The sequence below is a fragment of the Kitasatospora sp. CM 4170 genome (assembly GCF_032110285.1).
GTDB lineage: Bacteria > Actinomycetota > Actinomycetes > Streptomycetales > Streptomycetaceae > Kitasatospora > Kitasatospora aburaviensis.
This window is the reverse complement of sequence record NZ_CP134877.1, coordinates 3,152,408-3,178,166: the sequence shown is the minus strand read 5'-3', so window position 1 is coordinate 3,178,166 and position 25,759 is coordinate 3,152,408. Positions and strand designations below refer to the sequence as shown.

The following is a 25,759-nucleotide window of genomic DNA, read 5'->3' as shown; positions in this document are numbered from 1 at the left end:
GGCGGGTCCTCAGCTGGTCGGGGTGCGGGCGGCGGCGATGGCGGTGGTGGTGGCACACGGCCACTGCTCGGCGTAGTGGCCGAGGCGGGAGCATCCGGTGCAGATCTGCCAGCCGCCGTGATCGCGCGGTTGGTGGAGCAGTCGGACTGCGGCGAGGGCGTCCAGCTCGGGCTGCACCACGGCCAGCACGGCGGCGGCCAAGCCCTCGGGGCTGCCTTCGATCCGTACGACGTACCGCCACGGTGCGGGCCGGCGAACAGGGTGGGCGGCCTCGCACTCGTCCTCGGTGGCGCGGCAGTCGGTGCCGTCACAGGAGTAGGCGGCGGCGAGCAGACCCTCGGCGATGCGCTCGGCGAGGCTGGCCGGCGTTGGGGTGGTGGTCACCGGCCCTCCCCGGCGGCCTCGATCTCGTCGGCGTCCATCGACGCGGACAGGCGGTCCACGGAGGCGTCGAGCATCACGCCGTACCTGGTGCCGCTCGGGTGGATGTGGTCGATGGTGCCGAGGGAGCCGGCGGGGATGTCGGGCTGCTCGGGGTGCCAGTCGGCGGAGGTGAGGTGGATGCGGGTGCGGACGCGGTCACCGAGGGCGAAGCGGGGCGGGGTGCTCATGGCGGGTCTCCGTGGTGGGTGTGTGTGGCGTGGCGGGCGGCCGACGGTTGCCGGCCGCCCAGGTGGTTCAAGCGGCGGGCTCTATGGCCTCGCCGGTCAGGGCCTCGACGGCCATAGCGACCAGGTCCCGTGCAACGTTCGGAGTGACGGCATTGCCGACCATCTCCACCCACTGGCGCTTGGTCGGCGGCTTGCCAGCCGTCTCACCGATGAACACGTAGTCGTCGGGGAACTCCATAGCGCGGGCGTACTCGTGGGGCTCGATCATCCGGAAGCGGCATTCCTCGACCGCGGCGACCCGGCCGCCCACGAGCAGGGAGTGGCGCTCGACGGTGGTGACGGTGGCCATCGGCTCGGCGGCGAGCTGGGCGTTGCCGTTGGTGTAGTACGGCACGAGCAGGTCGGGTGCGGTGACGAGTCCGTGGTGGTTGCCGCCGGCGGTGACGGTCGACATCGGGGCAGCGGCGGAGCGGTGGGATGATCCACCGCCTCGGAGTTCGACCATGTACGGGGGGACGGCGAGGCCGGTCTCGTTGCGGGTGGTGACGGTTCGAAGGGGCCGGTCGGCCGGGTCGGCGGTCTTGCCCTCGCGGCCCTCGGTGGGCACGAGAAGCGGGCGGGCGAACCGGTCGAAGCCCTCGCGGATGCGACGCATGGTGTTGGGCTTCAGAGCGCGGGAGCGGTCCCCGATCACCTGGGCGGGCAGGGACCAGTCGATGGCTTCGGCGGCGGAGCGGACCGCGGGTTCGACGATGGCGTTCCGGCACTCGACGCGGGGGCAGCGGTACAGGTACTGGCCGGACTTGCCGTACACGCCCCACGGCCGGTCGGGGCTGGACATCTTGGTGTGCTTCCACGCCTGAATGAGCTGGAGGCGGCCGTGCATCGGGCAGTCGCCGTAGGGACGGAGCCACTTCTCGAAGTCGGGTGCGCGGTGGCCCTTGAGCCAGAACTTCACGTACATGCGAGGGCGGCGGGAGCGGCTGCCGGGGCCGTAGGCCTGGGCGTGGGCGCTGTCGAGGTAGATGATGCGGTGCTCGTAGCCCCAGGACCGCATGACGGCGAGCCATGCATCGAAGGTGCCGCCGGGCATGTCGTCGGGTCCCCACCAGCGGGCGTCCGGGACGTTCTCGACGATGATGATCGGGTAGCGGTGGGCCTCGGCGAAGCGGGGGACGTCCCACATGGTGGCCCGGGAGCGGATGGCGGCCTCGTCGGTGCCGTCGGTGGCGAACAGGCCGTCGTTGAACTCGCCGTGGCCGCGACGCCGGCCCTTGGCCCGGGAGTGGTTGGTGCATTCCGGGCTGGCCCAGAGGATGTCAGTGGCGGGGTAGCGGGTGGGGACGACCTGGGAGATGTCGGCGCAGTCGTGGTCGGCGTCGGGGTGGTTGGCCTGGTGAGTGTTGACGGCCTTGCGGGCGTGGTTGGCGGCCATGCGGACCTGGACGCCGGGGATCTTGGTGGCCCCGGTGGAGGAGCCGCCAGCGCCACAAAAGAGGTCGGTCAGGGTAATCACGGTGGTCCTCCGGTCAGTTCTCGGGGTTGGCGGGGCGGGCTGTGCGGAGTGTTGTGGGGCCTGGCGCGGGCGCGGGGCGGGGTTGGACCGGTCCCGCGCTGTGCGGCCGTCAGGCGGGCGTCTGCGGGCCGCTCAGAGCTCGCGGAGGATGGCGCGGCCGAGCCGGGTGGTGAACCCCTCTCGGTCTCGCTCGTCGGCGTCGGTGGCGAAGGCGAGGTGGACCCGGACGAAGGGCTTGCCGTCGGCGTCGAGGGTGAGGGTGCCGTCGTACGGCTCCAGGCAGTCGTCGGCCAACTCGGAGGCCCAGCGGGTGAGGTCGGGCGTCTGCGGGCCGCTGGGGGCGGGCTGGGAGTTCACGGGCCAGCTGTCCGCGCCGGTGTTCGGGAACCTCGCGTGGGGCCAGGCGCCGACCTGGGCGGCGTGCCAGCCAGGGTGCTGGACGATCAGCTCGCACCGGGCGTGGTCCACGATGGGGTGGGGTGCGCGGCATCGAGGCATCTGGTCGAGCGTCGCCTGGGCCTGCTCGGCGGCCTCCTGGGCGCGTTCGCAGCTGTGCGCGGTGAGGTCGAGACGCTCGCGTGCGGTGCGGGCGCGGGCCTTGGCGGAGTGCCAGGCGGCACGGAGCCGCTCGTTCTCAGCCTCCAGCCGGTCGATCTCGGCGCTGCGGTAGGCGAGTTCCTCGGCGATGGTGGGCTCGACGCCGACGTGCAGGGCGCGCTCGGCCTCCAGCTCCCGGACCCGGGCGATCAAGGCGGGCACGTCCTGCTCAGCGCGGATGGCCTGGTGCTCGGGGGTGAACACCTCGTCGCCGTACTGGACGGCCGTCTTGCAGGGCCACCGCGTAACCCAGCCGTCGCCCCAGCAGACCGCGCAGACCCACGAGTGCGGAACGGCGTTGCCCTCCCAGGCGGGGGTGTGGAAGCGGGTGGGGAGCGCGGCCTTCTGCTCGGCGGTCATGTCGGCGAGGTCTTCGTAGTCGGGTGCGTCGGGAGCGGGGATGAGGACGGCGCGGCGGGCGCAGGCGGGGTGTTCGGTCGGCTGGCCGGCGAGGGCGAGTCGCCAGCAGGTGCCGCAGGCGGCCGGGTCGGCGATCGGGTGGTGGCGGGTCTCGACCACGTCAAGGTCGAGGTCGAGGCCGAAGGGCTGGGGTTGGGTGCTCATCGGGCGGTCTCCTCGGCGGCGATCTGGCATCCGGTGGCGCGGCAGGTGATGGGCGCGTCGTCGGGCTTCCGCTCGTCCTTCGGTCCGGCGAGGTAGTTGCAGGCGGTGACGAGCTGGTTGGGGTTGCCGTTGACGGTGCGGGCGGCGTGGGTGTTGCGGCCGCCGTGGAGGCGGAGGCGGCGCGGGTAGGACTGGGTCACGGCGGGTCCTCAGGCAGTCGGGGCGGCGGGGGCGAACGGGCTGAGGGCGCTGTTCGACAGCACGTAGGCGTGCCCGTAGTCCTCGGACAGCGCGGGCCCGGCGACGCCGTAGTGGTACTCCAGGGCCGCCCGCTGCAGGGCCGTCGTCGCGGTGAACAGCGCCAGCGCCTGCTGCTTCAGGTACAGGGCGTGGTCGGTGGGCAGGCCGCCGGCGACGACGTGGCCGCGGAGCTCGCTGTCCAGCTCGTCGAGGGCGTCGTGCCAGGTGTCGAGCATCGTGAAGAACGAGCGGACGTAGGGGTTGGCCTTCGTGTCGGCCTCGGTGAGCGGGACGTTCGACCAGTCGACGTAGTCGCGGATGGTCTTGGCGGTGAAGTGGTCGAAGGTGTCCGGGATGCCGCCGATGGTCTTCTCGTAGGCGGTGATGGCGGGGTGCTCGGGCTGCTGGGTCACGGTGGTCTCCTGGTGGTTGGTTAGGCGGCGGGGCGGGTCAGCGGTGGTTGTCGCGCCAGTGGGCGTTGGCCCATTCGATGGCCTCGCCGAGGTGCTGCAGCGGGGCGCCGAACTCGCCGATCTCCGGCGGGCAGAGGAGGCAGAGGAGCCTGTTCTGCGGGGTGATGTCGAAGTGGTGCAGCCGGGGCGCGTAGGCCTTGTGCCGGATGATCACGGCCTCGGGTTCGCCGTCGCGGGTGACGAGGAGGGGGCCGCGGGTGCGGTGGCTGTCGAGGCCGGCGATCAAGTCGTCGAGGTTCTCGGCGAGGTCGCGGATGTCGATGGGGTGCATTGGGGTCTCCTAGGCGGCGGGGCGGGTGGTCTGGGTGACGTGGTTGCACTCGCCGAGCAGGCAGGGCTTGACGGTGTCGCGCCACTGGTCGGGGCTGACGAGGCGGTAGCGGACGCCGCGGCGGTGTTCGCGCTCGCGGTTCCGGCGGACGGGCTCGAACTCGGCGGCGGCCTGCTCGGGGCTTGTGGCGGTGGTGCCGAGGGCGGAGCCGGTGGCGCATCCGTTGGGCTCGTAGCGGACCCAGCGGCAGGCGGCGAGCGGGTGGTTGACGCCGTCGATGACGACGAACAGCAGCAGCGGGCTGGTGGTCATGGGCGTGGCTCCGTTCAGGCGGCGGCGGGGGTGCAGTGGGCGTGGTGGTTCGGCCGGCCGGGTCGGGGGACCATCGGGCTCTCGCAGACCTCGCAGAGGGTCCAGTTCGGTGCGGCGTGCCTGTTCTCGGCTGATTGATCGTTTTCGGGCCGTGCGCCCGCGCGGACCTGTGGCTGAGGTTGGTCATCAGCCATGTCCGGGTCGTTGTGTGGGTCCCTACCGGAGGTAGGTGTACTGGTACCCCCCGCCACGGACGCTGTCCGGACAGCGTCCACGGACGCTGTCCGAGGGCGTCCATGGACGCTGTCCGAAACCTCGGATGGCGTCCACGGACGCTGTCCGGAAACCCCGCCACGGACGCTGTCCGGAACACAGTCCGTGGACGCTGTCCGGACAGCGTCCGTGGACGCTGTCCCCGCGCTGAGGACCGCCTCCATCTCGCGGGCCTTCTTCGCCTTGTGCGCCCGCTTCTGCCGGGTCTCCGTGAACAGCGGCATGTGCGCCGCCCAGTCCAAGCGCTGCCCGGTCGGCATCAGCAGCTGGTAGGTCTGCGGGGCGTTCGGCCGGCGGCGCTTGGCCAGGATTCCGACCGCGACCAGCACGGCCACGGCGCGGGTCACGGTCTCCGTGGTGCACCCACAGAGCACAGCGAGGGTTTCCCGGGACGGCCACGCGTTCCCACCGTCGGCGTCGGCGTAGGTGGCGATCCAGTGCCCTACCTGCGCCACCCGAGCCTGGTCCCGGTTCGCCACGCGCAAGGTCTCGTTGCGGAGCGCGTTGATCCACGCGTTCCGCACGGACTGCACGCGCTGCTCGGCGGGGCGGTCAGTGGCCACGGGCAGTACTCCAAGTGCGAGAGTGGTGAGGGTTGGTGACCTGGGGCGGGGGCCTGTGACACCCCGCCCCAGGCAGTCATGCGGGTTAGCGCGGCATCGGCATGGGCGCGTCCGGGTCCTGGATGATCCGGGCAAGGCTGCGGCCCTCACGGACGGCGTTCCACGTCCGCACCAGGTACGCCATCTGCCGGCCCGGCGGGGTCTTGCGGTGGTCCGCAGCCTCGGAGACGGCCCGGGTCCGCAGCGTCAGGATCGGGTGCCCCGCCGGCAGCTCAGCGCCGTCGGCGAGGCGCTGGAAGAACCACACCGTGGAGCCGGCGTCGATGCGCGTGAACAGGTGGTGTGCCGTCCCGGTGATCGACTGGGGCAGGCACCTGAAGTTCGAGTGGGTGCGGACCGCGATCTCGGCGGACCGGCGCAGGTCGGGACGCTGGTCGAGGAGGGCAGCCGCCTCGGCCGTGGTCGGCGACGCGCCGTTGAACCCGTAGTCGCCCTGGTCCCACATCCACACGCGCTTCGTGATGGACGACAGGACAGCGGCGTTGGTCTCCCCGCGGAGCCCGAACGCGTCGGCCGTGCGCCGCTTGCTACCGGCGTCCATGGTCTCCTGGGTGGAGTTCTCCAGGCCGGTGATGACGAGCATCCTGACGGTGGAGCCGGACAGGGCGATGGCGTTGAGGCGGTGCTGACCGTCGAGGAGGGTGCCGTCGGCGGCGAACTTGATGGCCTCGCCGTTCTCGGCCCACCGGCCGGCTTCCATGTCGCGGGCGTAGGCGATGACGACCCGGTCCCGCAGGTTGCGGTTGTGGGTGTTCTGCTTCAGCCACTTCTCGGCGAGGGCCGGGGTGATCTCAACGATCTGGCACTGCATTCCGGTGTTGCGGCCGGGTACCGTGGTCTTGCGCATTACTGCTCCTGTTCGAGGGAGTTGGCGACGTCGGCCAGGGCGTCGCTGATCTTGTGGAGGCTCGTCGCCCACCAGCGGCGGGCCTCCCTGCTTGCGTTGGCGCCCGGCAGGTTCATGGCCTGGACGAGGCGGGTGGTGTGCTCCAGCGCGCCGAGGAGTTCGGGCATCTGCTGGTGGGCGGTGTCCCGGTTGCGGGTGAACCGGTCGTCGTCGGTGAGGCGAGCCAGCTTCTCGGCGGCGCGGACGTAGTCGCGGCCGGCATCGGCGAACGCCTCCGGCAGCGGCCGGCGCCGCTCGACCCGCGGGGTGATCGTCTCCAAGCTGGTGTGCTCCAGCACGTGAGACTGGCCGGGCACCTCGTCAGCCCCAGGCTCCAGCCAGTCCGAACCGTCGAACGGATCGGACTGGTGGACCGGAGCCGGCCGGGTGGCGGCGTACGTCTTGCCGTCCGCGCCCTGCACCGCAGGTGTTCCGTTTGGAACACCTGCCGAGGACAGTTCGCGGTGGACGGTTCCGACGCCCACCCCGGTGGCGGAGGCGATGGCACGGACGCTGAGCCCGGACTCCCGGAGAGAAGCAACGACTTCCTGCCGCTCCTCGCGAGGCAGCCGGAGCCGCGTCTGCCCGAACTCGGTCGCGCAGTAGGCGTCCCAGCTGTCGTAGCCCAGCACCGCCCACGTCCGGGTTGTGTAGGCCTCCTGGATCAGCAGCCACGTCCCTTCGACCGCCACCTTGATTCGGGCGGTCAGCTGGCGGGCCTCCTCAACGCTCGGGAGTGCCGGGACGCTCATCGCTTCTCCTGGGGTTCGGGTGGTTCGGGGCGCCCGTTCTCGCGGGCGGGGGTGTGGTCGGGGCAGCGCCACCCGGTCCGGTACCAGCGGGCGGTGCGGCCGCAGTAGCGGTCCTCGCCGGGCGGCTGGTCGTCCTCCGGGGGCAGCGACTGCCGGCAGCCGCTCACGACGCCGGGTCTCGGTAGTGCGACATCACGCCGCCCTCGCGTTCTCGACCCGCTGCTTGTACAGCGCGAACCGCTCCTGAGGCGTGCATCCGCCGAACACTCCACTGCGGGACTTGGCAGGCGTCGCCCCCTCGGCCTGCAGGGCGAACCGCAAGCAGGCTTCCGCGACCGGGCACTTGCTGCAGACGCTGACCGCCTCGCGGTAGACGGCCCGTGCCGCCGTGCCGACGTCCCCGCGGGGGAAGAAGGCTTCGATGTCGCCGCCCCGGCACAGGGCCCGGTCTTCCCACCTGTCCTTCATCTCGCCACCTCCGGGCGCCTGGTCGGGGCCGACGGCCCTGGTCTGCTTGTTGCGCCACCGGACGACCGTGCGATCGGCGACGCCGAGGAGATCCGCCACCGGCCGATCCGGGGCCTCTCGCGGGGGGCTGGTGATCAGCGACCACGCGAGGTGCGCCTCAAGGACCCGGAGCTTCGGCCGGGGCATCTCGCCCGACAGGGCCCGCTCGATCGCGATCATGTCGATGACGGTGTCCGCTGAGTTCGCGGTGACCTGGGCGGTCACGGCGGCCGGCGCCCGGTAGCGAAGCGGGATGTCGACCCGCTCGGCGCCGTCACGGATACGGATCTTCACGACGCCACCCCCTGCCGGGGGATCAGCGGCCAGTGACGGTTCACGGTCGCCGTCGGTTCGGTGCGCTGCCGGTAGGCCTCGTACCGGGCGGCCTGCTGCGGCGCCCACTCCGCCTGTGCGGCGTGCAGGTCGGCCGGAGACAGGCGGCCCACTGACGGGTAGCGCAGCCCGATCTCCACCGCGACGCGCACCGCGGCGAGCGCGTCCGCCGTCGCATCGTGCGCCGCCGTGAGCGGCACCCCGTAGTGCAGGCAGAGACTGCCGAGGTTGCGGCGGCCGGGCCGGTACCGGTCGAGCTGCCGGTCCAGGACCAGCGGATCAATCACCAGCGGCTCGCGGCCGGCCTGCTCGGCCAGCGTCGGCAGACCGTGCCGCAGAAACTCCCGGTCCAACAGGCTCAGGTCGTACGGGGCGTTCATGATGACCAGCGGCGTGCCCGCGGCAACGTGCTCCGCCAACGCGACGCCCATCCCCTGCACCACCTTGGCGGCCGGCCAGCCCTTCGCCCGCGCCACCTCCGTCGTCACCCCGTGCACCCGGGCCGCCGCCTCCGGGATCTCGATCCCCGGGTCGGCCAGCCACGACAGGCGGCCCGGCGTCCAACGGCCCTCGTCGTCCTCCGGCCACTTCCCGCGCTGGGCACGGACACCCAGCACCGTGGCCGTCACCACCCGGTCGGACTCGACGTCCAGGCCCGTGGTCTCCGTGTCCGCAGCGGCCAGCGGCCCCTCATACCAGGCGCTCATGCGGCCACCTCGCCGTTCCCGACGTAGCGGGCGTACACGATCGGGTCGCCGTCAGCGCCGATACGGATCTCCGCCTCGAAGGCGCCAGCCGGCTGGTACGACGGGGTCCGTCCGAGCTGAATGTCTCGCACGGCGTGCTTCGCGGACTCCGCCCACCAGTAGTTACCAACCCGGCCCCACTGGCCGGGCAGGGCCCGCAGGCCCGCCACGATCGGGCGGTGGTCGAGGTGCTTACGGCGGCTCACTCCGCACCCCCGGGCTGCACGACCTGCGGCCACGCGGCCGGTCCGGTGGTGGGCTGCGACGCCTCGGCGATCTCCTCCGCCGTGACACGCGGCGGGGGGAACTCCTCGTCCCGCGTCACCTCGCCACGGTCGATCGAGTTGTAGATCACCTGCAACTGGGCGACATCGTGATCCGTCCACTTGTCGACAGGGCGCGTGACCTTCTGCTCCAGCTGGTCCACGGTGACGCCGACCGCCTCATACGCCGCTCGGGCGTCCGCGATGCGCTGGGCCAGCGGCTGGCCTCCGCCGTTCTTCAGCGCCTGCGCGCACAGCGTCTTGGCTTCCTCGATGTACCAGGCCGGCAGCACCGCGAAGATGGCCTCCCTGACCCTGCGCGCGCCGTTGTTGGCGTTGTTCTCGTAGATGTCCCGCATGTCCGTCAGGACCCGCGCGCCGTCCTTCGTGTCCCGCTTGTGCGGCACGATGAACGTCGAGGAGTTGCGGGTGTTCGTCTGGACGTCCCACGCCCACGCCTGCATCTCCGACTCGCCAGCCGCGTCGTCGCGCCGGAGCTCGGTCAGGCCGTACTGGATGTTGCCCCAGCACCGGGCCAGCTCTCGGGCCAGATGGATCGACGGGCCGTTCACCGTGCCGCTGCCGCGGGAGAACCGGAACGTCGACCGCTGGGCGAGCGTGTAGTTCTGGCAGGACTGGCGCATCTCGGCGACCGCGGCGGACAGGTTCCGGGGGCACTGCTGGGCGACGACGATCGCGGCCTGCACCTCGGCCACCGCGCGGGACTGCTCGACCGCGGTGCCCTGCCCGATCCGGGCCGGCGCCTGCGGCATGTACTGCTCGACGGGGTTGCTCACTGGTTCTCCTGCTTCTCGGCCCAGGCGGGCAGGGAGACGATCTCGACGCGGTCGGAGTAGCCGGGCCACTGCCCGGTGCGGTTGCAGTTCGCGTACAGCGCGATCGCTTCGCGGTTGCGGCGGCGGCCGGCGCGGATCGCGGCCGGGTCGAGCTGCACCACGTTGATCAGGTACGGGGCGGTCTTCTCCTGGAAGACGAAGACCATGACGACGTCCTCGACGCCGAGGACCGACCGGATCCCGTCCACGTACCAGGGGTCTTGCTGGTAGTAGCCGTAGTCGTAGACCGACTTCTCGATCGATCTGGGGTCGGCGGACACGGTGGTCTTGTAGTCCGGGACGATCAGCCGACCCCCGGTCGGGTACGGCAGCCAGTCCGGGCGGCACCGTCGCCACACCCCGGTTGCCTGGTCGACCCAGAACAGGGACTGCTCCGGGAGGCCCGAACCCGGGGCGAACAGGCGGGACGCTACGGGGTGCTGGCGGATCGCCTCGGCCATCGCCTGAACCTGCTCGAACTCGGCCCGCAGCAGCGGCACCAGGCCCTCGGCGCGGGCGCCGTCGCGGTCCTCCTGCGCGGCCTTCGTGCGGTAGCTGTCCGCCTCGATCACCAGCAGCTCCGGGCCAGCACCGAGCACCTGCATGTGCGCCGCGGTCCCGAAGTCGAACGTCCGCCGCGGCGCCTGGCCGTGAACGCGCTCGTACTGGAACAGGGCCGGGCAGGACGGGGCCAGCAGGCGGCGGGCCCCCGTCGAGGAGAGGGAGCCGCCCGGGACCGGGTCGGCGTGGTACTGCTCGTTCGACATCTCGTAGATGCCAGGCCGGTCGACGATCGGCCCGGCGGCCGGGGCGCTCGGCCCCGGCAGCTCGGTCACAGTCATCGCGTGGTCACCGCCCCCGCGTCCAGCATCGCGATCTCCTCGGCCGTGTAGCCGAGCGCGTTGTCGAGCTGGGAGTTCAGCCCCCGGATCGTCGTCGCCTGCCGGTCGACGACCGCCCGCAGCCGGACGTTCTCCTCGCGCAGCGTGCGGTGAGCAACCCGGATCACAGCGCTCGTGCTGTCGACGGCGTTCTCCGCCAGCTCCGTCCGCCGGGCGAGCCGGCCCGCGGCGCGGCCCTGCTCGGCGAGCTCGGCCTCCAACTCGCGCACGCGGTCACGCATCCTGGTCATCGCGGCGGCCGTCTCGGCCTGCGCGCGACGGGAGGTCCACGGCATCACGCCACCTCCCCGTGCTGGTGCGGGAACGCGATGACCTCCGCGGCCTGGGCCGCCTCGCGCCGGGCCGACATCGTCAGCGGCGCCGCCGCCAACAGCTCGTCCGCGAGACGCTCAGCGTCCACGTGCGTCAGCTCGGTCTCCGGCTCCGGCATCTGCAGGTCGGCCTCGACGTCGTCGACCGCCGCGTCCCACGCCGGCCCGCCCTGCTCGACCACCGCGGCCAACTGGTCCAGCGCCCGGACCACCTGCGACCGATCCTCCGCCCAGGCCTCCGCCAGCACACGCAGCGTCTCGTACCGCGGCCCGCGGTCCCGCAGGATCACGTGCATCCACATCGCGTCGATGCGGGCGTGCAACATCCCGTCCCGGCTCATCGGGCACCTCGCACCGGGGTGTGCTCGCGGTGGTCCCGGCCGCAGCCGCAGTGGCACGGGAACGCGCCCCGCAGCACCGCCACCGCCCGCTCGGCGGCCGCCTGCACCGACCCCGCCGGCCACGTCTCCGTGCCAACCACCACGTCCGCCGTACCGTCCGCGTGCTCCGTCACCACACCCACCCGCACATCAGCAGGGGTGAACAGCGCCCAGTACCGGCCGTGCTCGCTCAGGCCCGGCGACACCCACAGGAGCTCGCCGTCCACCACGATCTCCGCCACACCCGTGACCGAGACCAGATCCGTCACCGTGCCCATCACGCCGCCACCTCCAGCCGAGCCGCAGCCGCGGCCTCCCGGTCCTCGATCGCCCACTGGCGGGGCATCCACTCGCACAGGTCCCGCACCAGCGCCGTACGCGGCAGCCACTCGAACTCGGCGGACAGCGTGGTCAACTCCACCCGCACACCCGGCAGGTCAACCCGCGGCGGCAACTTCACGAACCAGGCCAGACCCCCGCAGTCCCGCGAAGCCGTCGCCCCCGACGCCCCGCCAACCGCCTCGTACCAGGCCGACAGCGCGGTCACGTCCGCCACCTCCAGCCGGGCCACCGAGCCGTCCAGCGACACGTCCACCGACTCCACCCCCGCACCCGGAACCCCGGCCACCAGGACGGCGACCGCGACGCGCACCGCGTCCACGTCGACCACCTCGGACGGCAGCCACCGCAGCACCGACACATCCACCAGCGGAGCCATCACCGGGCACCGCCGATCGCGTCGCGCATCTCCACCTGCCGACGGGCGATCCGCTTCTGGATCAGCTCCATGCCCCGCGGCGTGATGTGCAGCGTGTAGTGCGCGCACTCCCCCCACGTGTGCGACACCACCCGCACCACCGCGTTGAAGTGCACGGCGTTCGCCGCGTAGAAGTCGTACTGCGTCTGACCGCACGTCGCCTGCCTGCGGTAGATCAGGTGCTCGTCCAGCAGGAACGCGCGGAGCTGCTTCTCCTGCCAGCCCAGAACCTTCGCCGCCTCGCGGACCAGGACGTCACCGTCCTGCGCGGCCATCAGCGTGTCGTGTGCGAGCGCCTTCGGCTCCAGCTCACGCAGCCGGGCGTCCGCCTCGACCAACTGCTCGGCCGTTCGGGCGAACTGCTGGGCCAGCGCCAGCACTCCCTGCGGTGTCGTGATGTCCGGCAGCGCAGGGGCGGCCGGCGCCACCGAGTACGAGCCCGTCCGGCGGATCGACGGGATCACCTCGGCCGTGATCCACCGGCGGAACGCCCGAGCCTCGGGCTTGCGGCTGTCGAGGATCAGGTCGTACAGCCCGGACTCGTTGGCGGCGTAGGCGTTCTGGCGCCGGCCGAGGGAGTCGGTGACCTCGATGGTGTCGAGGTCACCCTCGTTCAGGCGGCGAGCGGCGTCGGACGGGTTTCCGATGCCGAGCACCTTGCAGACGTCGGCGACGACGAACCACGGCTCGCCGTCGATCGTCGCGACCCGGACCGGGGTATCGGTCTCCGGGAAGCGGTAGGGCATGATGGACACAGGTCCACCTCTCCTTCTTGCTGTTCGTGTGTTGGTGGTGGGCCGAGGGCCTTCGTCCGGGTGCCACCGGGTGGGGGCCCGACCCATGTCAGGGGTGGATCAGGCGGCGCGGCGGCCGCGGGTGGCCGGGTTCGACTCGCCGGCCTGCTGGATCTCGTAGATGTGGTCGAGGCGGAACCGGATCTTCCCGGCGACCTTGGTGTGCGGGACGCGCTTGCGGTACGCGGCGTCCTTGAGGGTGCCGATCGTGTGAGGCAGGAGCCCCAGCGCGATGACCTCCTCCGGCGAGTAGAGCCGGAGCCGGTCCGTGGCGGTCAGCCACTCCGGCAGCGTGGTGGTCGCGACCTTCTTGGTGGTCACGGCTGTTCCTCTCGATTGATGGCGGCGACTGGCACGTGGAGCGCGTCCGCGATGTCCCGGAGGGTCGATTCGCTCGCCCCCTTCAGCCCCCGTTCGACCTTGGAGAGGTAGCCCCGGTCTCGGCCCACGCGGGCTGAAAGCGTGCGGAGGCTCACTCCGTGTGCCTGTCGGATGCTGCGGATCGCAGTGCCGTTCGGTGTCACATGAGAATCACACCACAGGAAGGCTCACTGAGCAAGCATCTAGGCTCACTCGGACTACAGGTTTGCGAGCTTACTCAGAGTGCCTTTGGTGGCATCGGATGCCCGCCGAGGCTTGCGGGGCAACCCTCGCGCCCCTTCAGTGAGCCTCAACCCCAGCTCAAAAGGGCTTGATATGTGTGCACGGGTTGCCTCAAGGTGAGGCATGATGTGCTCATGGAGCAGGATTGGGGACGGCTTGGTAGGGCCGTCAGGGAGGCGCGCGAGGCTGCCGGCCTATCTCAGGTCGAGCTGGCCGAGTCGGCGGGCCTCAGCCGCAGCGCGGTGCAGAGCATCGAACGAGGGCGTGCTTTCGGCTCCCCGCAGCTATCGCACCGCAGCGTCGCCCAGGTCCTCGGCTGGACACCTGACTCCGTCGCGCTCGTGCTCGCTGGCGGCGAGCCGGCCCGAAGTGCACCCTCCGCCACGGCCTACCAGTCCACGGTCAGCGTGGTGCCGTCGCCCGACGCCGAGTCTGTCGATGAACTCCTCGACGACCTCACGGCGCGCGTTCGCGCGGCACTCCTTGGTGGCAGCGTTGCGGATGCCGATGCCATCGGCCTCGGCGAAGAGCCGGACGACGGTGAGGTGGTCCTGATCTGGAAGCGCGGCCAGCGGCCCGACGCTACCCCGGAACAGCTCCGCGCCGACCTCAAGAAGTGGGCCCGCCTCCAGCGCGTGGCCCGCGAGATCCTGGCTGACGACAACCCGTCAACCTGACAAGTCGACAATCATCACGACACGCCCGCAAGTCCCTGCGCATATGCCAAAGGTGTGCAAAGATTCCGCTTACCTGAGAGGGGTGGTCACCCAACAGGTAAGGGGGAGGACCGCCCCATGCGGATCCAGCGCGTACCGGACATCCCCCACGACGAGCTCGTCATAGTCGTCAGAAAGCCGGGCCGCGAGCCCGTCGTTCTGCTGAACGCCCGCCTCGTCACAGAGGCCCAGGCGGCGCAGTTCGGACGTCGGATCGCCAACGGCCTCGACGGCGGCGGTGGGCACGGCGTGTAGCACCTTGGCAAGGCGGGGCCTGTGGGACAGCAGGCCCCGCCTGCCCAACAGGAGGTGCACATGGCCTACGCCGAGAAGGTCTACAAGGTCCGCAACGGCAAGAAGACCAAGCAATACACCTGGCGTTCCCGCTTCAAGCTGCCGGACGGCAGCGTCGGGTCGGAGCCCGGATTCCTCACCGAGCGCACGGCGAAGGAGTACGGCGAGGAGCAGGAGGCTCTCGTCCGTGCTGGCCGGTGGGTCGACCCCAGCATCGCGCAGACCCCGTTCGGTCAGTGGGCCCGCGAGTGGATGGCTGCAAAAGCGCCCCGGGGCCGTACCAACACCACGCGGTGGGATCGTCTCGACACTCATATCCTCCCGCGGTGGGAGCACGTGCCGCTGAAGCAGATCAACTGGTTCGAGGCGGAGGCCTGGGCGAATTTGGTAGGCGAGACGCATGACGATACGACCGCCAGCCACTCGCTCACGCTGATGTCGCAGATCATGACTGGCGCAGTGGACGCTGGAAAGATCCAGGTGAACCCGCTGTTCGGCCGGCGCCGCTCGCGCACCGCGGCCATCAAGGCGAAGAACCAGGCGAAGCAGGCAAAGAAGGCAGCCGCACCGGCGACACCCGAGCTGGTGCTCCAACTCGCCCGGCGCGTTGGGCCACTCGACGGCATGCACATTCTCACGACCGCCTTCCTCGGCCCGCGCTGGGGGGAAGGGGCTGCCCTCACCCGCGACAGTCGCGGTACACGGACCGAACCGTGGGAGAAGGGGCACTTCACCTGCCCCACCTTGCAGATCCGGCTTGAGGTCGCCGAGTACCAGACTCGCGACGAGGCCGGCAAGAAGGGGCCGTTGCACTTCGACCTGGAGCCGGTCAAGAACGACGGCTCGCTGAGAGACATCGACGTCCCGCCGTTCCTCGATGCACTGCTCGATGAGCATGAGGGGCGCCTCAAGCCCCACCATCACACTCTCTTCTGCACCCGCAAGGGAGTGTGGTGGCGCAACAGCAACTTCGGGCGACAGGTCATGCGTCCGGGAGCGGACGGGCGAGAGGCGTTGGCGGCCTCGAAGGGCCATGCGCCACGCGAGGCTTGGGCGCCCTTGCTGCCGGGCCTTACGATGGATCTGCTGCGGCACTTCCACGACACTCTGCAGGCGCAGATAGGAGTGAAGGACCCGCTGGCACACGAGCAGGCCGGCCACGTTCGGTCCGGCATCAAGGCCGTGTACCAGCATCCGACGCCGGAGATGCGGAAGGAACGGCTCGACGGCTTGCAGGCTGTCTACGAGCGGGCGATGAAGAACATGGGGTGGGAAAGGGTCTGGGAGAGTTGATCTCCGAAATTCCCCCCAAATGATCTTCATCAGACACGTCGCAGCAGGTGAGGACACCTCAGAACGATGCTCTTACAAAGCAGATGTCGGCGGTTCGAAACCGTCCGCGCCCACCAGTACAAACGCCCCGGACCGAGATCGGTCCGGGGCGTTTGACGTCTCAGCCTGACATCAGCGACGACGCTTGAGCGGCCAGCCCATGTTCCCGAGGGGCCTCGCGCTGGGTGTCCTGTGCGACGTGGGTGTAGACGTTCATCGTCAGCCCGATCTGGCTGTGTCCGAGGATCTCCGTCACCACCCGCGGCGTGGCCCCCCGGGCGGCGGGCGTATGACGGACGGACACTCCTCAACATGCCGCAGGCGGGCTGATTCAGCGCGGCTTCCTGCCTCGCTTGCCGATCTGGCTCCAGACGTAGCGGTGGCGGGCGACGGTGAAGACCCGATCCACTCTGTTCGGGGAGAGCTCCGCCGGCCGAGAGGGCAGGACCGAGGCGATCTGCTCGCCGTCGATGACTGCCACCCCGGGTGTCGCCCCGAGCGTGATCTTCTGAGCGCCCACGACGGCGATGACGGGGTGGACGGGGACGTCGAAGCCGCACCACTCGGACAGCAGCCTGGCGGTGCGGCCTGCCTCGAACTCGGAGTTCTCCAGGTACGGGAAGCCGTTGCGGTTGACCTTCACGATCTTGTCCCCGACCCACACGGTGGCGCCCGGGTGGTGCTTCGAGTTGACCGTGAAGACGCCCGGCGGGCCAATCACCACGTGGTCGATGTTTGAACCGGACGGCAGCGGTACGCCGTGAAGTACCTTCCAGCCGGCGGCCTTCAGTGGTTCCAGGCCGGCGCCAACGATCTGCTCGCCCTCCAGCCCGCGGAGGGTGTGGGAGTCGCCGAGGCGCTGCCGGGAGATCTTGGCAGCCAGACGGACGAGCAGGTTGTACCTCCCCTCGCTCTCACGGACCAGGCTCTCCAGCCCGGCACCCGGGAGGTTCCGCGCGAGGTCGTCCTCTTCCCGCATGGGAGGGAGGAACGGAACCTCTGTCCGAGGTTGCGGCAAGGGAGACGGTGTGACGTTCTCCGGCTGGTTGCCCTTGCCCTGACGTCGCACGGTTCGCGGTGGTACGTGGTCGCCGGAGGTGCGGCACCACTCTTCGACCTTGGCCAGTGCGACGGCTTCGAACTCCGGGATGTCCACCGTGACCACCCCTGTCCTGCAGTCCAGCCAGGCCACCGAATCGCCGCGGGCTCCGGCCTTGTTCACGTAGAGCCGCTCTTTGCCCGGCACCCGCCACTGCTTGACCACCAGTTCCGTCATGCCCGCCCCTCCTGCACGCCCTCCCTGACACGGAATCAGCATGCCCACGTACCAATGGGCAGGAACGCGCCGACCGAGCGGCCAGGTCAGTTCGGCCACGTGGCGGAAGGAGGGGGAAGGGCCGGAGGGGTTGCGGAGATCTTCTCTACGAGTCAGGGGCGCGCTGGCGCGCGGCCCTGCCGCTCGCCGGCGCGCCTGTCTTGCGCTTCGCAACGGCGGCGGCCGGGCCACTGCCGGCCGTGGCTGATGGCGGGCGGCTCCATGGCCGCACCCGCCTCCGCTCGTGCCGGAGCTCAAACGGCTCTCCAGTCCACCCTATGTGTCATACTGACGATAACTCGGTCTGGGAGGGCTCGTGGCCAAGCATGATCTGTTCATCTCGCACGCCTCCGAGGACAAGGAGGGTCTTGTGCGCCCGCTCTACAGTGCGCTCGGTCGCCTCGGTCTTCGAGTGTGGTATGACGAGCAGTCCCTTTCCATTGGCGACAGCCTTTCCGGGGCGATTGACAGTGGGCTGAAGGCTGCAAGGTATGGTGCTGTAATTCTGAGCCCAAGCTTCCTGAAGAAGGCCTGGCCGGAGTATGAGCTCAGGAGCCTGATTGCGCTGGAATCCGGGCGCCCTAAGAAGATCCTGCCGGTTTGGTACAACCTGAACCGATCGGACGTTTTGAAGTACAGCCCGCACCTTGCTGACCGGGTTGCTCTCGTCGTTGGAGATCAAAGCCCCATGGAGGTGGCGCTCGGGATTGTCCGGGTTGCAAGCCCTCGGCGCTACAGTGAGCTTTCGCGGATTGCTGCGGCTGAGCGACTGGCAAGAGAGTCGGCGATCAGGGTTGATCTGCGAGACATGGCCAGCATGCCCCTTCTCTTTGAGCCGCTCACAAAAGCGCAGCTGAGTCGAGTGCGTCTGATCAATGAGGCCCTGATGGAGGTCTTCCCTCAGACGTGGAATGAGGCTGTCTCTTCATTTCAGCGCGATATTCCTGATGCAAGGGAGCGCGAGATTGAGATCTGGGAGTGGATCTCCGGAGTTTATCTGGCAGTGAACCGGGAATTCGATCTGCCGGCCGAGGAGAAGAAGATGATGCTGGGAATCCTTGTGCGTGCTTCGACGGGAATCACGATTCAACTTGATGGCAAGAGTCCGGAATGGCTCGTGGTTGCGTCGAAGCTTTTCTATGGGCGACTATCCGATGCCCAGCCAGAATGATTCGCCCTGACTGACGTACCGCGGACGGCGTCTCACGTGCCACAGGTGTGCCGGATCGGGTGGTACGTGGCGGTGAGTTGCGGGTGTCGGTGGTGAGGCGACCGGGGAGCGGGCAGGTCACGTAAGGCGCAGGTCGGGGCGGGTGGGCACGCCGCGGCCTACAAAGCGGATGTCGGTGGTTCGGAATCGTTCGCGCTCACAGACATGGAGGGCCAGTTCGGGGGAGTGATCCTCCCGAACCGGCCCTTCGGGGTTTTGGGGTGGTGCCGGGGAGGCGGGGTGGGGTGGGGGCGGGGAGGATCGGGGGGTGGTGGGGGGTTCGGGGGAGACGGGTGGATGTGGGCGCTGATGGAGGAGCAGGTCGGGGCGGCCGGGGCGGGGGAGAGTCGGGCGGAGTTGTCGGCGCGGCTCAACTGGTTGCGGGCGGCCGTGCTGGGGGCCAATGACGGGGTGGTGTCCACGGCGGGGATCGTGACGGGCGTCGCCGGGGCGTCCGGGTCGCGGACGGCGCTGGTGGCTGCAGGGGTGGCGGGGCTGCTGGCGGGGGCGATGTCGATGGCGGCGGGGGAGTACGTCTCGGTCAGCACCCAGCGGGACACCGAGCGGGCGGCGCTGGCGAAGGAGCGGCGCGAGCTGGCGGAGGACCCGGAGGGGGAACTGGACGAGCTGACCGACTTCTTCCGGGGCAGCGGGCTGGACGACGGCCTGGCGCGGCAGGTGGCCGTGGCGCTGACCGAGCGGGACGCGCTGACGGCGCACGCGCACACCGAGCTGGGCATCGACCCGAAGGCGCTGACCAATCCCTGGCAGGCGGCGCTCGCCAGCGCCGCCGCGTTCACGCTGGGCGCGCTGGTGCCGCTGCTCGCAGTGCTGCTGGCGCCGCAGGACCGGCGGTTGGCGGTGACCGTGGCGGCGGTGCTGGTCGCGTTGACGGTGTCGGGCTGGACGAGCGCCCGGCTGGGCGGCGCGGGGCCGGCCCGGGCGGTGCTGCGGAACGTCGTGGGCGGCGCACTGGCGATGGTGGTGACGTACAGCGGCGGCGTGCTGCTCGATCACGTCACGGGATAGCGGAGCGGAGCGCTCCGCGCCCCGTCGTCCCGACAGGCGGGCCGGGTGGGCCTGTGTTTGTGTGGGCCCAAACCCTTGGGAGAGGTGATCCACCGTGACGATGCCCCCGTTCGGATCGAACGATCCGTTCTCCGATCTGCTCAGCCGGTTCTTCGGAATGAGCCCGACGGCCTCCCCGCCCGCAGTCCAGCGGGTGCCGATCGGGCGGCTGCTGAGCGAGTCCGCGCAGGAGCTGCTCTCCCTCGCCGCGCAGCGGGCCGTCGAGGACGGCAGCAGCAACCTCGACACCGGGCACCTGGCCTGGGCGGCCACCCGGGTGGAGCCCTCGCGCCGGATGCTGGAGCGCGCGGGGGTCGACCCGAAGCAGCTGGCCGACGACCTGAGCAAGGCCCTGCCGGTCGGGGACGGGCCGGTCACACCGAGCGGGCAGCCCTCGCTCACCCCGTCGGCCAAGCGCGCGCTGCTCGCCGCGCACGCCCGCTCCCGGGCGGCGGGGGCGTCGTACATCGGGCCGGAGCACGTCCTCGGCGCGCTGCTGGAGGAGGAGCGGTCGGGCGCGGGCACGGCGCTGCGCGAGGCGGCGCCCTCGCAGGAGGCGCTGCGCACGGTGCTGGACGGGCGCGGCGTGGGCGGCGAGCGCAGCAGCACCGGCGCGCACCCCAGCGCGACACCCACCCTGGACGAATACGGCCGGGACCTCACCGACGAGGCCCGGGCCGGGCGGCTGGACCTGGTGGTGGGCCGGGCCGAGGAGATCGAGCAGACCGTCGAGATCCTCTCCCGCCGCACCAAGAACAACCCGGTGCTCATCGGCGAGCCGGGCGTCGGCAAGACCGCGATCGTCGAGGGGCTGGCGCAGCGGATCGTCTCGGGCGACGTGCCGCAGAGCCTCAAGGAGAAGCGGGTGGTCTCGCTCGACCTGACCGCGCTGGTGGCGGGCTCCAAGTACCGGGGGGAGTTCGAGGAGCGGCTGAAGTCGGTGATCGACGAGGTCGGGGCGGCGGAGAAGAGCGTGATCCTCTTCCTGGACGAGCTGCACACCGTGGTCGGCGCGGGCGGGGGCGGCGAGGGCGCGATGGACGCGGGCAACATCCTCAAGCCGGCCCTGGCCCGCGGGGAGTTGAGCGTGGTCGGCGCCACCACCCTGGACGAGTACCGCAAGCACGTGGAGAAGGACGCCGCGCTGGAGCGCCGCTTCCAGCCGGTGCTGGTGCCGGAGCCGACCGTCGCCGAGACGGTCGAGATCCTGCGGGGCCTGCGGGACGCGTACGAGGCGCACCACCAGGTGCGGTTCACCGACGAGGCGCTGGACGCGGCCGCGACCCTGTCCGACCGCTACGTCGGCGACCGCTTCCTGCCGGACAAGGCCATCGACCTGTTGGACCAGGCCGGGGCGCGGGTCCGGCTGCGCAGTCTGGGCGCCTCCACCGAGGCGATGCCGGTGCAGGACCGGATCACCAAGCTGCGCCGGGAGTTGGAGGAGGCCGTCGCGGACGAGGAGTTCGTGCGGGCGGCCAACCTGAAGACCGAGCTGCGGCAGACCGAGGACGAGCTGGCGGCGATCGGGGAGTCCCGCGAGGAGGTCGTCGACGTCACCGCCGACGACATCGCGCAGGTGCTCTCGGGCCGGACCGGCATTCCGGTCGCCGAGCTGAACGCGACGGAGCGCGAGCGCCTGCTCCGGCTGGAGGAGCACCTCCACGAGAAGGTGATCGGGCAGGACCGGGCGGTCACCGCGGTCGCCCAGGCGGTGCGGCGCGGCCGGGCCGGGATGGGCGACCCGGAGCGGCCGACCGGCTCCTTCCTCTTCCTCGGTCCGACCGGGGTCGGCAAGACCGAGCTGGCCAAGGCGCTGGCCGGGCTGCTGTTCGGCGACCCGGACCGGATGATCCGCTTCGACATGAGCGAGTTCCAGGAGAAGCACACCGTCTCCCGGCTGGTCGGCTCACCGCCCGGGTACGTCGGCTACGAGGAGGCCGGGCAGCTCACCGAGGCCGTCCGCCGCAAGCCGTACAGCGTGCTGCTCTTCGACGAGGTGGAGAAGGCGCACCCGGACGTCTTCAACCTGCTGCTCCAGGTGCTGGACGACGGCCGGCTGACGGACTCCCAGGGGCGCACGGTCGACTTCCGCAACACCGTGGTGATCATGACCAGCAACATCGGCTCGCAGCGGATCCTCGACCACGCCGGTGAGGTGGACGCGATCCGTGACGACCTGATGCGCGACCTCCGGGCGCAGTTCCGTCCGGAGTTCCTCAACCGGATCGACGAGGTGATCGTCTTCCACGCGCTCACCCGGAAGGACCTGCTCCAGGTGGTGGACCTGCTGCTGGAGCGCAGCCGGCGCCGGCTGAAGGCGCAGGACGTCCGGCTGGAGGTCACCGAGGGCGCCAAGGAGTGGCTGGTGAACCGCGGCTACCAGCCGGAGTTCGGGGCACGGCCGCTGCGCCGGACGATCCAGTCGGAGCTGGACAACCGGATCTCCAGCCTGTTGCTGGACGGCACGGTCCAGGAGGGGGACACGCTGCTCGCCGAGGTGGGCGACGGCGACCTCGTGGTGGCGCTGGCCCGGCCGGAGCCCTCGGCGACCGCCCCGGAGGCGGCGCTCACCGCTGAGCCCGCCGCTGAGCCCACCGCTGAGCCCGCCGAGGCGCCCACCGCTGAGCCCACCGCGGTGTAGCCGCCGGCCGGCGGCATCACGAGGGGGCGGGGGCGGGTGCGGCGCCCGGACACCGCACCCGCCCCCGCCGTCGTCCTCAGCCCTGCTGCGGGAAGACCTCCCGCAGCAGCGGGTCGGGCAGCCCGCGGCGGTGCCACTCCCGCGGGTAGCCCAGCGAGACCTCCTCGAAGCGGACGCCGTCGTAGCTGGTCACCCGGGGGATGTGCAGGTGGCCGTAGATCATCGCGGCGGTGTTGAAGCGGCGGTGCCAGTCGGCGGTCAGCTCGGTGCCGCACCACTGGGCGAACTCCGGGTACCAGAGGATCTCGGTGGGCTGGCGGACCAGCGGGTAGTGGTTGACCAGGACGAGCGGCAGCTCCGGGTCGTGGGCCGCGAGCCGCTCCTCGGTGAGGCGGACGCGTTCGCGGCACCAGGAGTCGCGGTCCGGGAACGGGTCGGGGTGGAGCATCCGCTCGTCCGTGCAGACCACGCCGGTGCTGTAGGCGGCGGCCAGGGACTCCTCCTTGGTGGTCGTCCCCGGGGCCCGGAAGGAGTAGTCGTACAGCAGGAACAGCGGTGCGACGGCGACCGGGCCGCCGGGGCCCTCCCAGACGGGGTACGGGTCCTCGGGGGTCACGACGCCGAGGCCGCGGCAGAGTTCCACCAGGTGCTCGTAGCGGGCGACGCCGCGCAGCTGCACCGGGTCGTCGGGGTGGGTCCAGAGCTCGTGGTTGCCGGGGGCCCAGATCACCCGGGCGAAGCGCTCGGCCAGCAGCCCGAGGGACCACTCGATCGAGGTGGTGAGCTCGGCGACGTCGCCGGCGACGATCAGCCAGTCGTCGGGGGACTCGGGCTGCAGCTTCTCCACCAGGTCGCGGTTCTCCTGGTAGGAGATGTGCAGGTCGCTCACGGCGAGCAGGCGGCCGGCCCGGCCGGTCCTACCCGCCCGTGCGGCGTCCGCGTCGCTCTGGTTCTCGGTGGTCACTCCAGCCCCCATGTGGTCACCCGGCCCATGGCGCCACAGTACGTGGTGGATGCGGACGGTGTCCCGGGTTGGCCGGATCATCCGTTCGAACGGCGGGTGGACGCCGGTCGTGGCGGGCGGGGAGCCGGGGGGCGGGAGCCGGGAGCCGGGAGCCGGGGGGCGGGGAGCCGCGGGCCGGGGGGCCGGGGAGCCGGCGCATCGGCGGACCGGCGCATCGGCGACCGCGGGCGGCGGTCCTGAGTGCGGCTCAGTCGCCGATCTGCCAGAGCATGCCGTGGGCGGTGGCGTTGGTGACGACGAGGATGACCAGCGCGGCGACGCCGAGCACGAGGCCCAGGACGGCGCGTCCGCGGCGGCTGGTGCCGCGGACCAGGGCGAGCGTGGCGAGGGTGATCGCGAGCGGGCCGAGGACGAGGTTGAAGAGCAGCAGGCCCGGCAGGCCGAGCAGGAACGAGGCGACGGCCAGGTTGTCGGCCTCGGCGGTGGTGGTGTGACGGGGCGTGACGGTGCTCATGGTGGCGGTGGTCCTTCCGGAGGTGGAAGAGCGCGGACGGAAGCGGATGCGCTGCTGCTCGTGGTCGGAGGCCCGGCCCGGCCCGGCCCGGCCCGGCGCGGCGCGGCGCGGCGCGGCGCTCAGCGCCGGTGCAGCCGGGCGAGGCCCTCGCGGGCGCCGAACGCCAGCAGCCACGCGGTGATGGCGGCGGAGGCGGTGAGGAAGACCGGGAGCGAGGTGTGGGCGGCGGCGCCGACCAGGGCGCCCAGGGCGATGAGGGCGGTGAGCAGGATCATGGCGGTCCCCTCCAGGGGCCGGAGGCCGTGCGCGGAGGCCGTGCACGACGGGTCGGCATGACGTTCGGTTTACAACTGTTCGCTGAATCCTCCGCCACTCTACGCCCGACTGGCCAAGTTCGGCAAACACTTGTTTACTGAATGGCGTGAGTCACACCATGGGGGCCAGACAGGCCCAGAAGCAGCAGAGTCGGCGCGCGTTGCTGGACGCGGGGCTGCACCTGTTGGCCGATCAGAACCTGGCGAGCCTCGGCGTGCGCGAGGTCACCCGCGCCGCCGGGCTCTCGCCGGCCGCGTTCTACCGGCACTTCCCCGACCTCGCCGCGCTCGGCGTGGCCCTGGTCGAGGAGTCGCTCGCCAGCCTCCACGTCATGATCCGCTCGGTGCTCGCCGGCGGGGACGGGGCCGAGGAGGTGATCGACCGGGCGGTGGAGGTCATCGAGCAGCACGTCCGCGACCACCGCCCGCACGTGCGCTTCCTCTCGCGGGAGCGGCACGGCGGCGTCCGTCAGGTGCGCGAGGCGATCGACGCCGAGCTGGGGCGCTTCGCCGCGGAGGTCGGCGCGGCGCTGGCGCTCCAGCCCGCGTCCGAGGGGTGGGGCCCGGAGGACCTGCGGATGCTGGCCGAGCTCTACGTCGACCGTATGGTCTCCACGGCCGCCGCCTTCCTGGAGGCGCTGGAGGCGCCGGACGCCGACCCGGAGGCCGAGCGGCGGATCGCCGCCGCCGCCGGGTTCCAGCTGCGACTGATCAGCCTCGGACGCCGCCACTGGCACGGCAGTTGAACCCCGCCGGCCGGACCGGCCGGACCTGACCTCTCCGTTGTGGTCGGACTCTTGACATCACGTCATGTCCGCGCCAGCTTTGGTGCACCCCCACAACGAGAGGTCTCTCATGAAGAAGCCGCTCATAGGCATGCTCGCCGCGCTCCTGTTCGCCGGGGCCACCGCCCTGGCCGGCGCCCCCGGTGCGGCGGCCGCCCCGTTGCCGACCGCCCCCGCCGCGGCCGGGACCGAAACGCAGGACCAGGGCGAGACCCTGGCACAGGGACAGGCTCAGGCGCAGGCCGCCGCCGTGAACTTCGCCGGGACGGTGGCGCTCAGCAACTGCTCCGGCTCGCTGGTCCGGCTCCCCGGCTCCGCCGCCAACGACCCGGCACTCGTGCTCTCCAACGGCCACTGCCTGGAGACCGGGTTCCCCGGCCCCGGTGAGGTGCTCGTCAACCGGTCCTCCAGCCGGTCCTTCACGCTGCTCAACTCCACCGGCGGGAAGGCCGCCACGCTGCGCGCCACCAAGGTGGTCTACGGGACGATGACCGACACCGACGTGTCGATCTACCAGCTGAACACCACCTACGCCTCGATCCAGTCGCGCTACGGCATCGCCCCGCTCACCATCGCGGCGAGCCACCCGGTGCAGGGCACCCCGATCAAGGTCGTCTCCGGGTACTGGAAGAAGATCTACTCCTGCTCGATCGACGGCTTCGCCTACCGGCTGAAGGAGGGCAGCTGGACCTGGAAGGACTCGGTCCGCTACACCTCCAGCTGCAACACCATCGGCGGCACCTCCGGCTCGCCCGTGGTCGACGTCAACACCGGCCAGGTCGTCGCCGTGAACAACACGGGCAACGAGGACGGCCAGCGCTGCACCGACAACAACCCCTGCGAGGTCGACCCGAACGGTGTGGTGACCGTCCGCCAGGGCATCAACTACGCCCAGGAGACCTACGGCATCCCGGCCTGCTTCGCGGCCGGCAACCGCCTCGACCTCACCCTGCCCGGCTGCACCCTGCCGCGCCCCTGACCAGCACACCTTTCGCCGGTGGGCCATCCGCGATCCCGCGGGTGGCCCACTCGGCCGTCTACCGGACGGCCGACCCG

Annotated in this window: 37 protein-coding genes and 1 pseudogene; 9 read left to right on the top strand and 29 right to left on the bottom strand. The window is 71.0% G+C overall.

Features of this window, described 5'->3' with window-relative positions; genetic code table 11:
* Window positions 1–9: 9 nt before the first annotated feature.
* From RMN57_RS13055 to RMN57_RS13020, 8 genes are all read right to left on the bottom strand, one after another.
* The gene (locus RMN57_RS13055; RefSeq protein WP_313763575.1) at window positions 10–384 is read right to left on the bottom strand and encodes a hypothetical protein; all 375 of its coding nucleotides are present in this window, start codon (window positions 382–384) and stop codon (window positions 10–12) included.
* Window positions 381–611 (bottom strand): hypothetical protein, encoded by a 231-nt coding sequence (locus RMN57_RS13050; RefSeq protein ID WP_313763574.1) that lies wholly within the window; start codon window positions 609–611, stop codon window positions 381–383. The genes RMN57_RS13055 and RMN57_RS13050 overlap by 4 nt, the downstream gene beginning before the upstream one ends.
* 67 nt (window positions 612–678) lie before the next feature.
* Window positions 679–2,127 (bottom strand): DNA cytosine methyltransferase, encoded by a 1,449-nt coding sequence (locus RMN57_RS13045; protein ID WP_313763573.1) that lies wholly within the window; start codon window positions 2,125–2,127, stop codon window positions 679–681.
* Between the two features lie 132 nt (window positions 2,128–2,259).
* Window positions 2,260–3,288 (bottom strand): hypothetical protein, encoded by a 1,029-nt coding sequence (locus RMN57_RS13040; protein WP_313763572.1) that lies wholly within the window; start codon window positions 3,286–3,288, stop codon window positions 2,260–2,262.
* Window positions 3,285–3,488, bottom strand: a complete 204-nt coding sequence (locus RMN57_RS13035) for a hypothetical protein (RefSeq protein ID WP_313763571.1) — start codon at window positions 3,486–3,488, stop codon at window positions 3,285–3,287. The genes RMN57_RS13040 and RMN57_RS13035 overlap by 4 nt, the downstream gene beginning before the upstream one ends.
* Before the next feature lie 9 nt (window positions 3,489–3,497).
* On the bottom strand, window positions 3,498–3,941 hold the full coding sequence (locus RMN57_RS13030) for a hypothetical protein (protein WP_313763570.1): 444 nt from the start codon (window positions 3,939–3,941) through the stop codon (window positions 3,498–3,500).
* Between the two features lie 37 nt (window positions 3,942–3,978).
* Entirely contained in the window at window positions 3,979–4,272 is a 294-nt protein-coding gene (locus RMN57_RS13025; protein WP_313763569.1) for a hypothetical protein, read from the bottom strand.
* A 9-nt stretch (window positions 4,273–4,281) separates the two neighbouring features.
* Window positions 4,282–4,584, bottom strand: coding sequence for a hypothetical protein (locus RMN57_RS13020; RefSeq protein ID WP_313763568.1), 303 nt, complete (start codon window positions 4,582–4,584; stop codon window positions 4,282–4,284).
* A 402-nt stretch (window positions 4,585–4,986) separates the two neighbouring features.
* Between RMN57_RS13020 and RMN57_RS13015 the strand changes: the two genes are divergently transcribed.
* Window positions 4,987–5,130 carry a hypothetical protein gene (locus tag RMN57_RS13015; protein ID WP_313763567.1) on the top strand — a complete coding sequence of 48 codons (144 nt, stop codon included), beginning with the start codon at window positions 4,987–4,989 and terminating at the stop codon, window positions 5,128–5,130.
* A gap of 44 nt (window positions 5,131–5,174) precedes the next feature.
* Here RMN57_RS13015 and RMN57_RS37055 read toward each other — a convergent pair.
* The 16 genes and pseudogenes from RMN57_RS37055 to RMN57_RS37050 all read right to left on the bottom strand — a co-directional run.
* Window positions 5,175–5,312: pseudogene (locus tag RMN57_RS37055) on the bottom strand (helix-turn-helix domain-containing protein); the annotation flags it as partial.
* A 193-nt stretch (window positions 5,313–5,505) separates the two neighbouring features.
* Window positions 5,506–6,327: a hypothetical protein gene (locus RMN57_RS13010; protein WP_313763566.1), complete on the bottom strand. Its 822-nt coding sequence runs from the start codon at window positions 6,325–6,327 to the stop codon at window positions 5,506–5,508.
* Window positions 6,327–7,118 (bottom strand): hypothetical protein, encoded by a 792-nt coding sequence (locus RMN57_RS13005; RefSeq protein ID WP_313763565.1) that lies wholly within the window; start codon window positions 7,116–7,118, stop codon window positions 6,327–6,329. The genes RMN57_RS13010 and RMN57_RS13005 overlap by 1 nt, the downstream gene beginning before the upstream one ends.
* Window positions 7,115–7,285, bottom strand: a complete 171-nt coding sequence (locus tag RMN57_RS13000; protein ID WP_313763564.1) for a hypothetical protein — start codon at window positions 7,283–7,285, stop codon at window positions 7,115–7,117. Before RMN57_RS13000 ends, RMN57_RS13005 begins: the two co-directional genes overlap by 4 nt.
* Before the next feature lie 25 nt (window positions 7,286–7,310).
* The gene (locus RMN57_RS12995) at window positions 7,311–7,919 is read right to left on the bottom strand and encodes a WhiB family transcriptional regulator (RefSeq protein WP_313763563.1); all 609 of its coding nucleotides are present in this window, start codon (window positions 7,917–7,919) and stop codon (window positions 7,311–7,313) included.
* Complete coding sequence (locus RMN57_RS12990) at window positions 7,916–8,665, bottom strand: exonuclease domain-containing protein (RefSeq protein WP_313763562.1); 750 nt, start codon at window positions 8,663–8,665, stop codon at window positions 7,916–7,918. The genes RMN57_RS12995 and RMN57_RS12990 overlap by 4 nt, the downstream gene beginning before the upstream one ends.
* A complete protein-coding gene (locus RMN57_RS12985) occupies window positions 8,662–8,910 on the bottom strand; it encodes a hypothetical protein (RefSeq protein ID WP_313763561.1) in 249 nt (82 codons plus the stop codon). Before RMN57_RS12985 ends, RMN57_RS12990 begins: the two co-directional genes overlap by 4 nt.
* Window positions 8,907–9,764: a hypothetical protein gene (locus tag RMN57_RS12980; protein ID WP_313763560.1), complete on the bottom strand. Its 858-nt coding sequence runs from the start codon at window positions 9,762–9,764 to the stop codon at window positions 8,907–8,909. Before RMN57_RS12980 ends, RMN57_RS12985 begins: the two co-directional genes overlap by 4 nt.
* Entirely contained in the window at window positions 9,761–10,645 is an 885-nt protein-coding gene (locus RMN57_RS12975; protein ID WP_313763559.1) for a PD-(D/E)XK nuclease-like domain-containing protein, read from the bottom strand. Before RMN57_RS12975 ends, RMN57_RS12980 begins: the two co-directional genes overlap by 4 nt.
* Complete coding sequence (locus tag RMN57_RS12970; RefSeq protein ID WP_313763558.1) at window positions 10,642–10,980, bottom strand: hypothetical protein; 339 nt, start codon at window positions 10,978–10,980, stop codon at window positions 10,642–10,644. The genes RMN57_RS12975 and RMN57_RS12970 overlap by 4 nt, the downstream gene beginning before the upstream one ends.
* On the bottom strand, window positions 10,980–11,342 hold the full coding sequence (locus tag RMN57_RS12965; protein WP_313763557.1) for a hypothetical protein: 363 nt from the start codon (window positions 11,340–11,342) through the stop codon (window positions 10,980–10,982). The genes RMN57_RS12970 and RMN57_RS12965 overlap by 1 nt, the downstream gene beginning before the upstream one ends.
* Before the next feature lie 11 nt (window positions 11,343–11,353).
* Entirely contained in the window at window positions 11,354–11,674 is a 321-nt protein-coding gene (locus RMN57_RS12960; protein ID WP_313763556.1) for a hypothetical protein, read from the bottom strand.
* Window positions 11,674–12,114, bottom strand: a complete 441-nt coding sequence (locus RMN57_RS12955) for a hypothetical protein (protein WP_313763555.1) — start codon at window positions 12,112–12,114, stop codon at window positions 11,674–11,676. Before RMN57_RS12955 ends, RMN57_RS12960 begins: the two co-directional genes overlap by 1 nt.
* The gene (locus RMN57_RS12950) at window positions 12,114–12,899 is read right to left on the bottom strand and encodes a BRO family protein (protein WP_313767807.1); all 786 of its coding nucleotides are present in this window, start codon (window positions 12,897–12,899) and stop codon (window positions 12,114–12,116) included. Before RMN57_RS12950 ends, RMN57_RS12955 begins: the two co-directional genes overlap by 1 nt.
* Window positions 12,900–13,007: 108 nt before the next feature.
* On the bottom strand, window positions 13,008–13,268 hold the full coding sequence (locus RMN57_RS12945) for a hypothetical protein (protein ID WP_313763554.1): 261 nt from the start codon (window positions 13,266–13,268) through the stop codon (window positions 13,008–13,010).
* The gene (locus RMN57_RS37050) at window positions 13,265–13,471 is read right to left on the bottom strand and encodes a helix-turn-helix domain-containing protein (RefSeq protein ID WP_374209057.1); all 207 of its coding nucleotides are present in this window, start codon (window positions 13,469–13,471) and stop codon (window positions 13,265–13,267) included. The genes RMN57_RS12945 and RMN57_RS37050 overlap by 4 nt, the downstream gene beginning before the upstream one ends.
* A 213-nt stretch (window positions 13,472–13,684) precedes the next feature.
* Between RMN57_RS37050 and RMN57_RS12940 the strand changes: the two genes are divergently transcribed.
* The 3 genes from RMN57_RS12940 (at window position 13,685) to RMN57_RS12930 (ending at window position 15,853) form a co-directional block, all read left to right on the top strand.
* Window positions 13,685–14,227 (top strand): helix-turn-helix transcriptional regulator, encoded by a 543-nt coding sequence (locus tag RMN57_RS12940; RefSeq protein WP_313763553.1) that lies wholly within the window; start codon window positions 13,685–13,687, stop codon window positions 14,225–14,227.
* 117 nt (window positions 14,228–14,344) lie between these two features.
* The gene (locus RMN57_RS12935; RefSeq protein ID WP_313763552.1) at window positions 14,345–14,521 is read left to right on the top strand and encodes a hypothetical protein; all 177 of its coding nucleotides are present in this window, start codon (window positions 14,345–14,347) and stop codon (window positions 14,519–14,521) included.
* 60 nt (window positions 14,522–14,581) lie between these two features.
* Entirely contained in the window at window positions 14,582–15,853 is a 1,272-nt protein-coding gene (locus RMN57_RS12930; RefSeq protein WP_313763551.1) for a hypothetical protein, read from the top strand.
* Between the two features lie 160 nt (window positions 15,854–16,013).
* Here the strand turns inward: RMN57_RS12930 and RMN57_RS12925 are convergent, their stop codons facing one another.
* Complete coding sequence (locus RMN57_RS12925) at window positions 16,014–16,148, bottom strand: hypothetical protein (RefSeq protein WP_313768092.1); 135 nt, start codon at window positions 16,146–16,148, stop codon at window positions 16,014–16,016.
* Between the two features lie 75 nt (window positions 16,149–16,223).
* Complete coding sequence (locus tag RMN57_RS12920) at window positions 16,224–17,267, bottom strand: nuclease-related domain-containing protein (protein WP_313763550.1); 1,044 nt, start codon at window positions 17,265–17,267, stop codon at window positions 16,224–16,226.
* Window positions 17,268–17,523: 256 nt separating this feature from the next.
* Between RMN57_RS12920 and RMN57_RS12915 the strand changes: the two genes are divergently transcribed.
* From RMN57_RS12915 to RMN57_RS12905, 3 genes are all read left to right on the top strand, one after another.
* Window positions 17,524–18,378: a toll/interleukin-1 receptor domain-containing protein gene (locus tag RMN57_RS12915; protein ID WP_313763549.1), complete on the top strand. Its 855-nt coding sequence runs from the start codon at window positions 17,524–17,526 to the stop codon at window positions 18,376–18,378.
* Window positions 18,379–18,714: 336 nt separating this feature from the next.
* A complete protein-coding gene (locus RMN57_RS12910) occupies window positions 18,715–19,446 on the top strand; it encodes a VIT family protein (protein WP_380236240.1) in 732 nt (243 codons plus the stop codon).
* A gap of 100 nt (window positions 19,447–19,546) precedes the next feature.
* Complete coding sequence (locus RMN57_RS12905; RefSeq protein ID WP_313767805.1) at window positions 19,547–22,126, top strand: AAA family ATPase; 2,580 nt, start codon at window positions 19,547–19,549, stop codon at window positions 22,124–22,126.
* A gap of 76 nt (window positions 22,127–22,202) precedes the next feature.
* Here RMN57_RS12905 and RMN57_RS12900 read toward each other — a convergent pair whose 3' ends face one another.
* The 3 genes from RMN57_RS12900 to RMN57_RS12890 form a co-directional block, all read right to left on the bottom strand.
* Complete coding sequence (locus tag RMN57_RS12900; RefSeq protein ID WP_313763548.1) at window positions 22,203–23,090, bottom strand: metallophosphoesterase; 888 nt, start codon at window positions 23,088–23,090, stop codon at window positions 22,203–22,205.
* A gap of 247 nt (window positions 23,091–23,337) precedes the next feature.
* Window positions 23,338–23,604 carry a DUF4190 domain-containing protein gene (locus RMN57_RS12895; RefSeq protein ID WP_313763547.1) on the bottom strand — a complete coding sequence of 89 codons (267 nt, stop codon included), beginning with the start codon at window positions 23,602–23,604 and terminating at the stop codon, window positions 23,338–23,340.
* A 119-nt stretch (window positions 23,605–23,723) separates the two neighbouring features.
* On the bottom strand, window positions 23,724–23,879 hold the full coding sequence (locus RMN57_RS12890) for a hypothetical protein (RefSeq protein ID WP_313763546.1): 156 nt from the start codon (window positions 23,877–23,879) through the stop codon (window positions 23,724–23,726).
* A gap of 146 nt (window positions 23,880–24,025) precedes the next feature.
* Here RMN57_RS12890 and RMN57_RS12885 point away from each other — a divergent pair, with 146 nt between their 5' ends.
* Window positions 24,026–24,664, top strand: a complete 639-nt coding sequence (locus RMN57_RS12885) for a TetR family transcriptional regulator (RefSeq protein ID WP_313763545.1) — start codon at window positions 24,026–24,028, stop codon at window positions 24,662–24,664.
* 109 nt (window positions 24,665–24,773) lie between these two features.
* Window positions 24,774–25,682, top strand: coding sequence for a serine protease (locus RMN57_RS12880; protein WP_313763544.1), 909 nt, complete (start codon window positions 24,774–24,776; stop codon window positions 25,680–25,682).
* The last annotated feature ends 77 nt before the right edge of the window (window positions 25,683–25,759 follow it).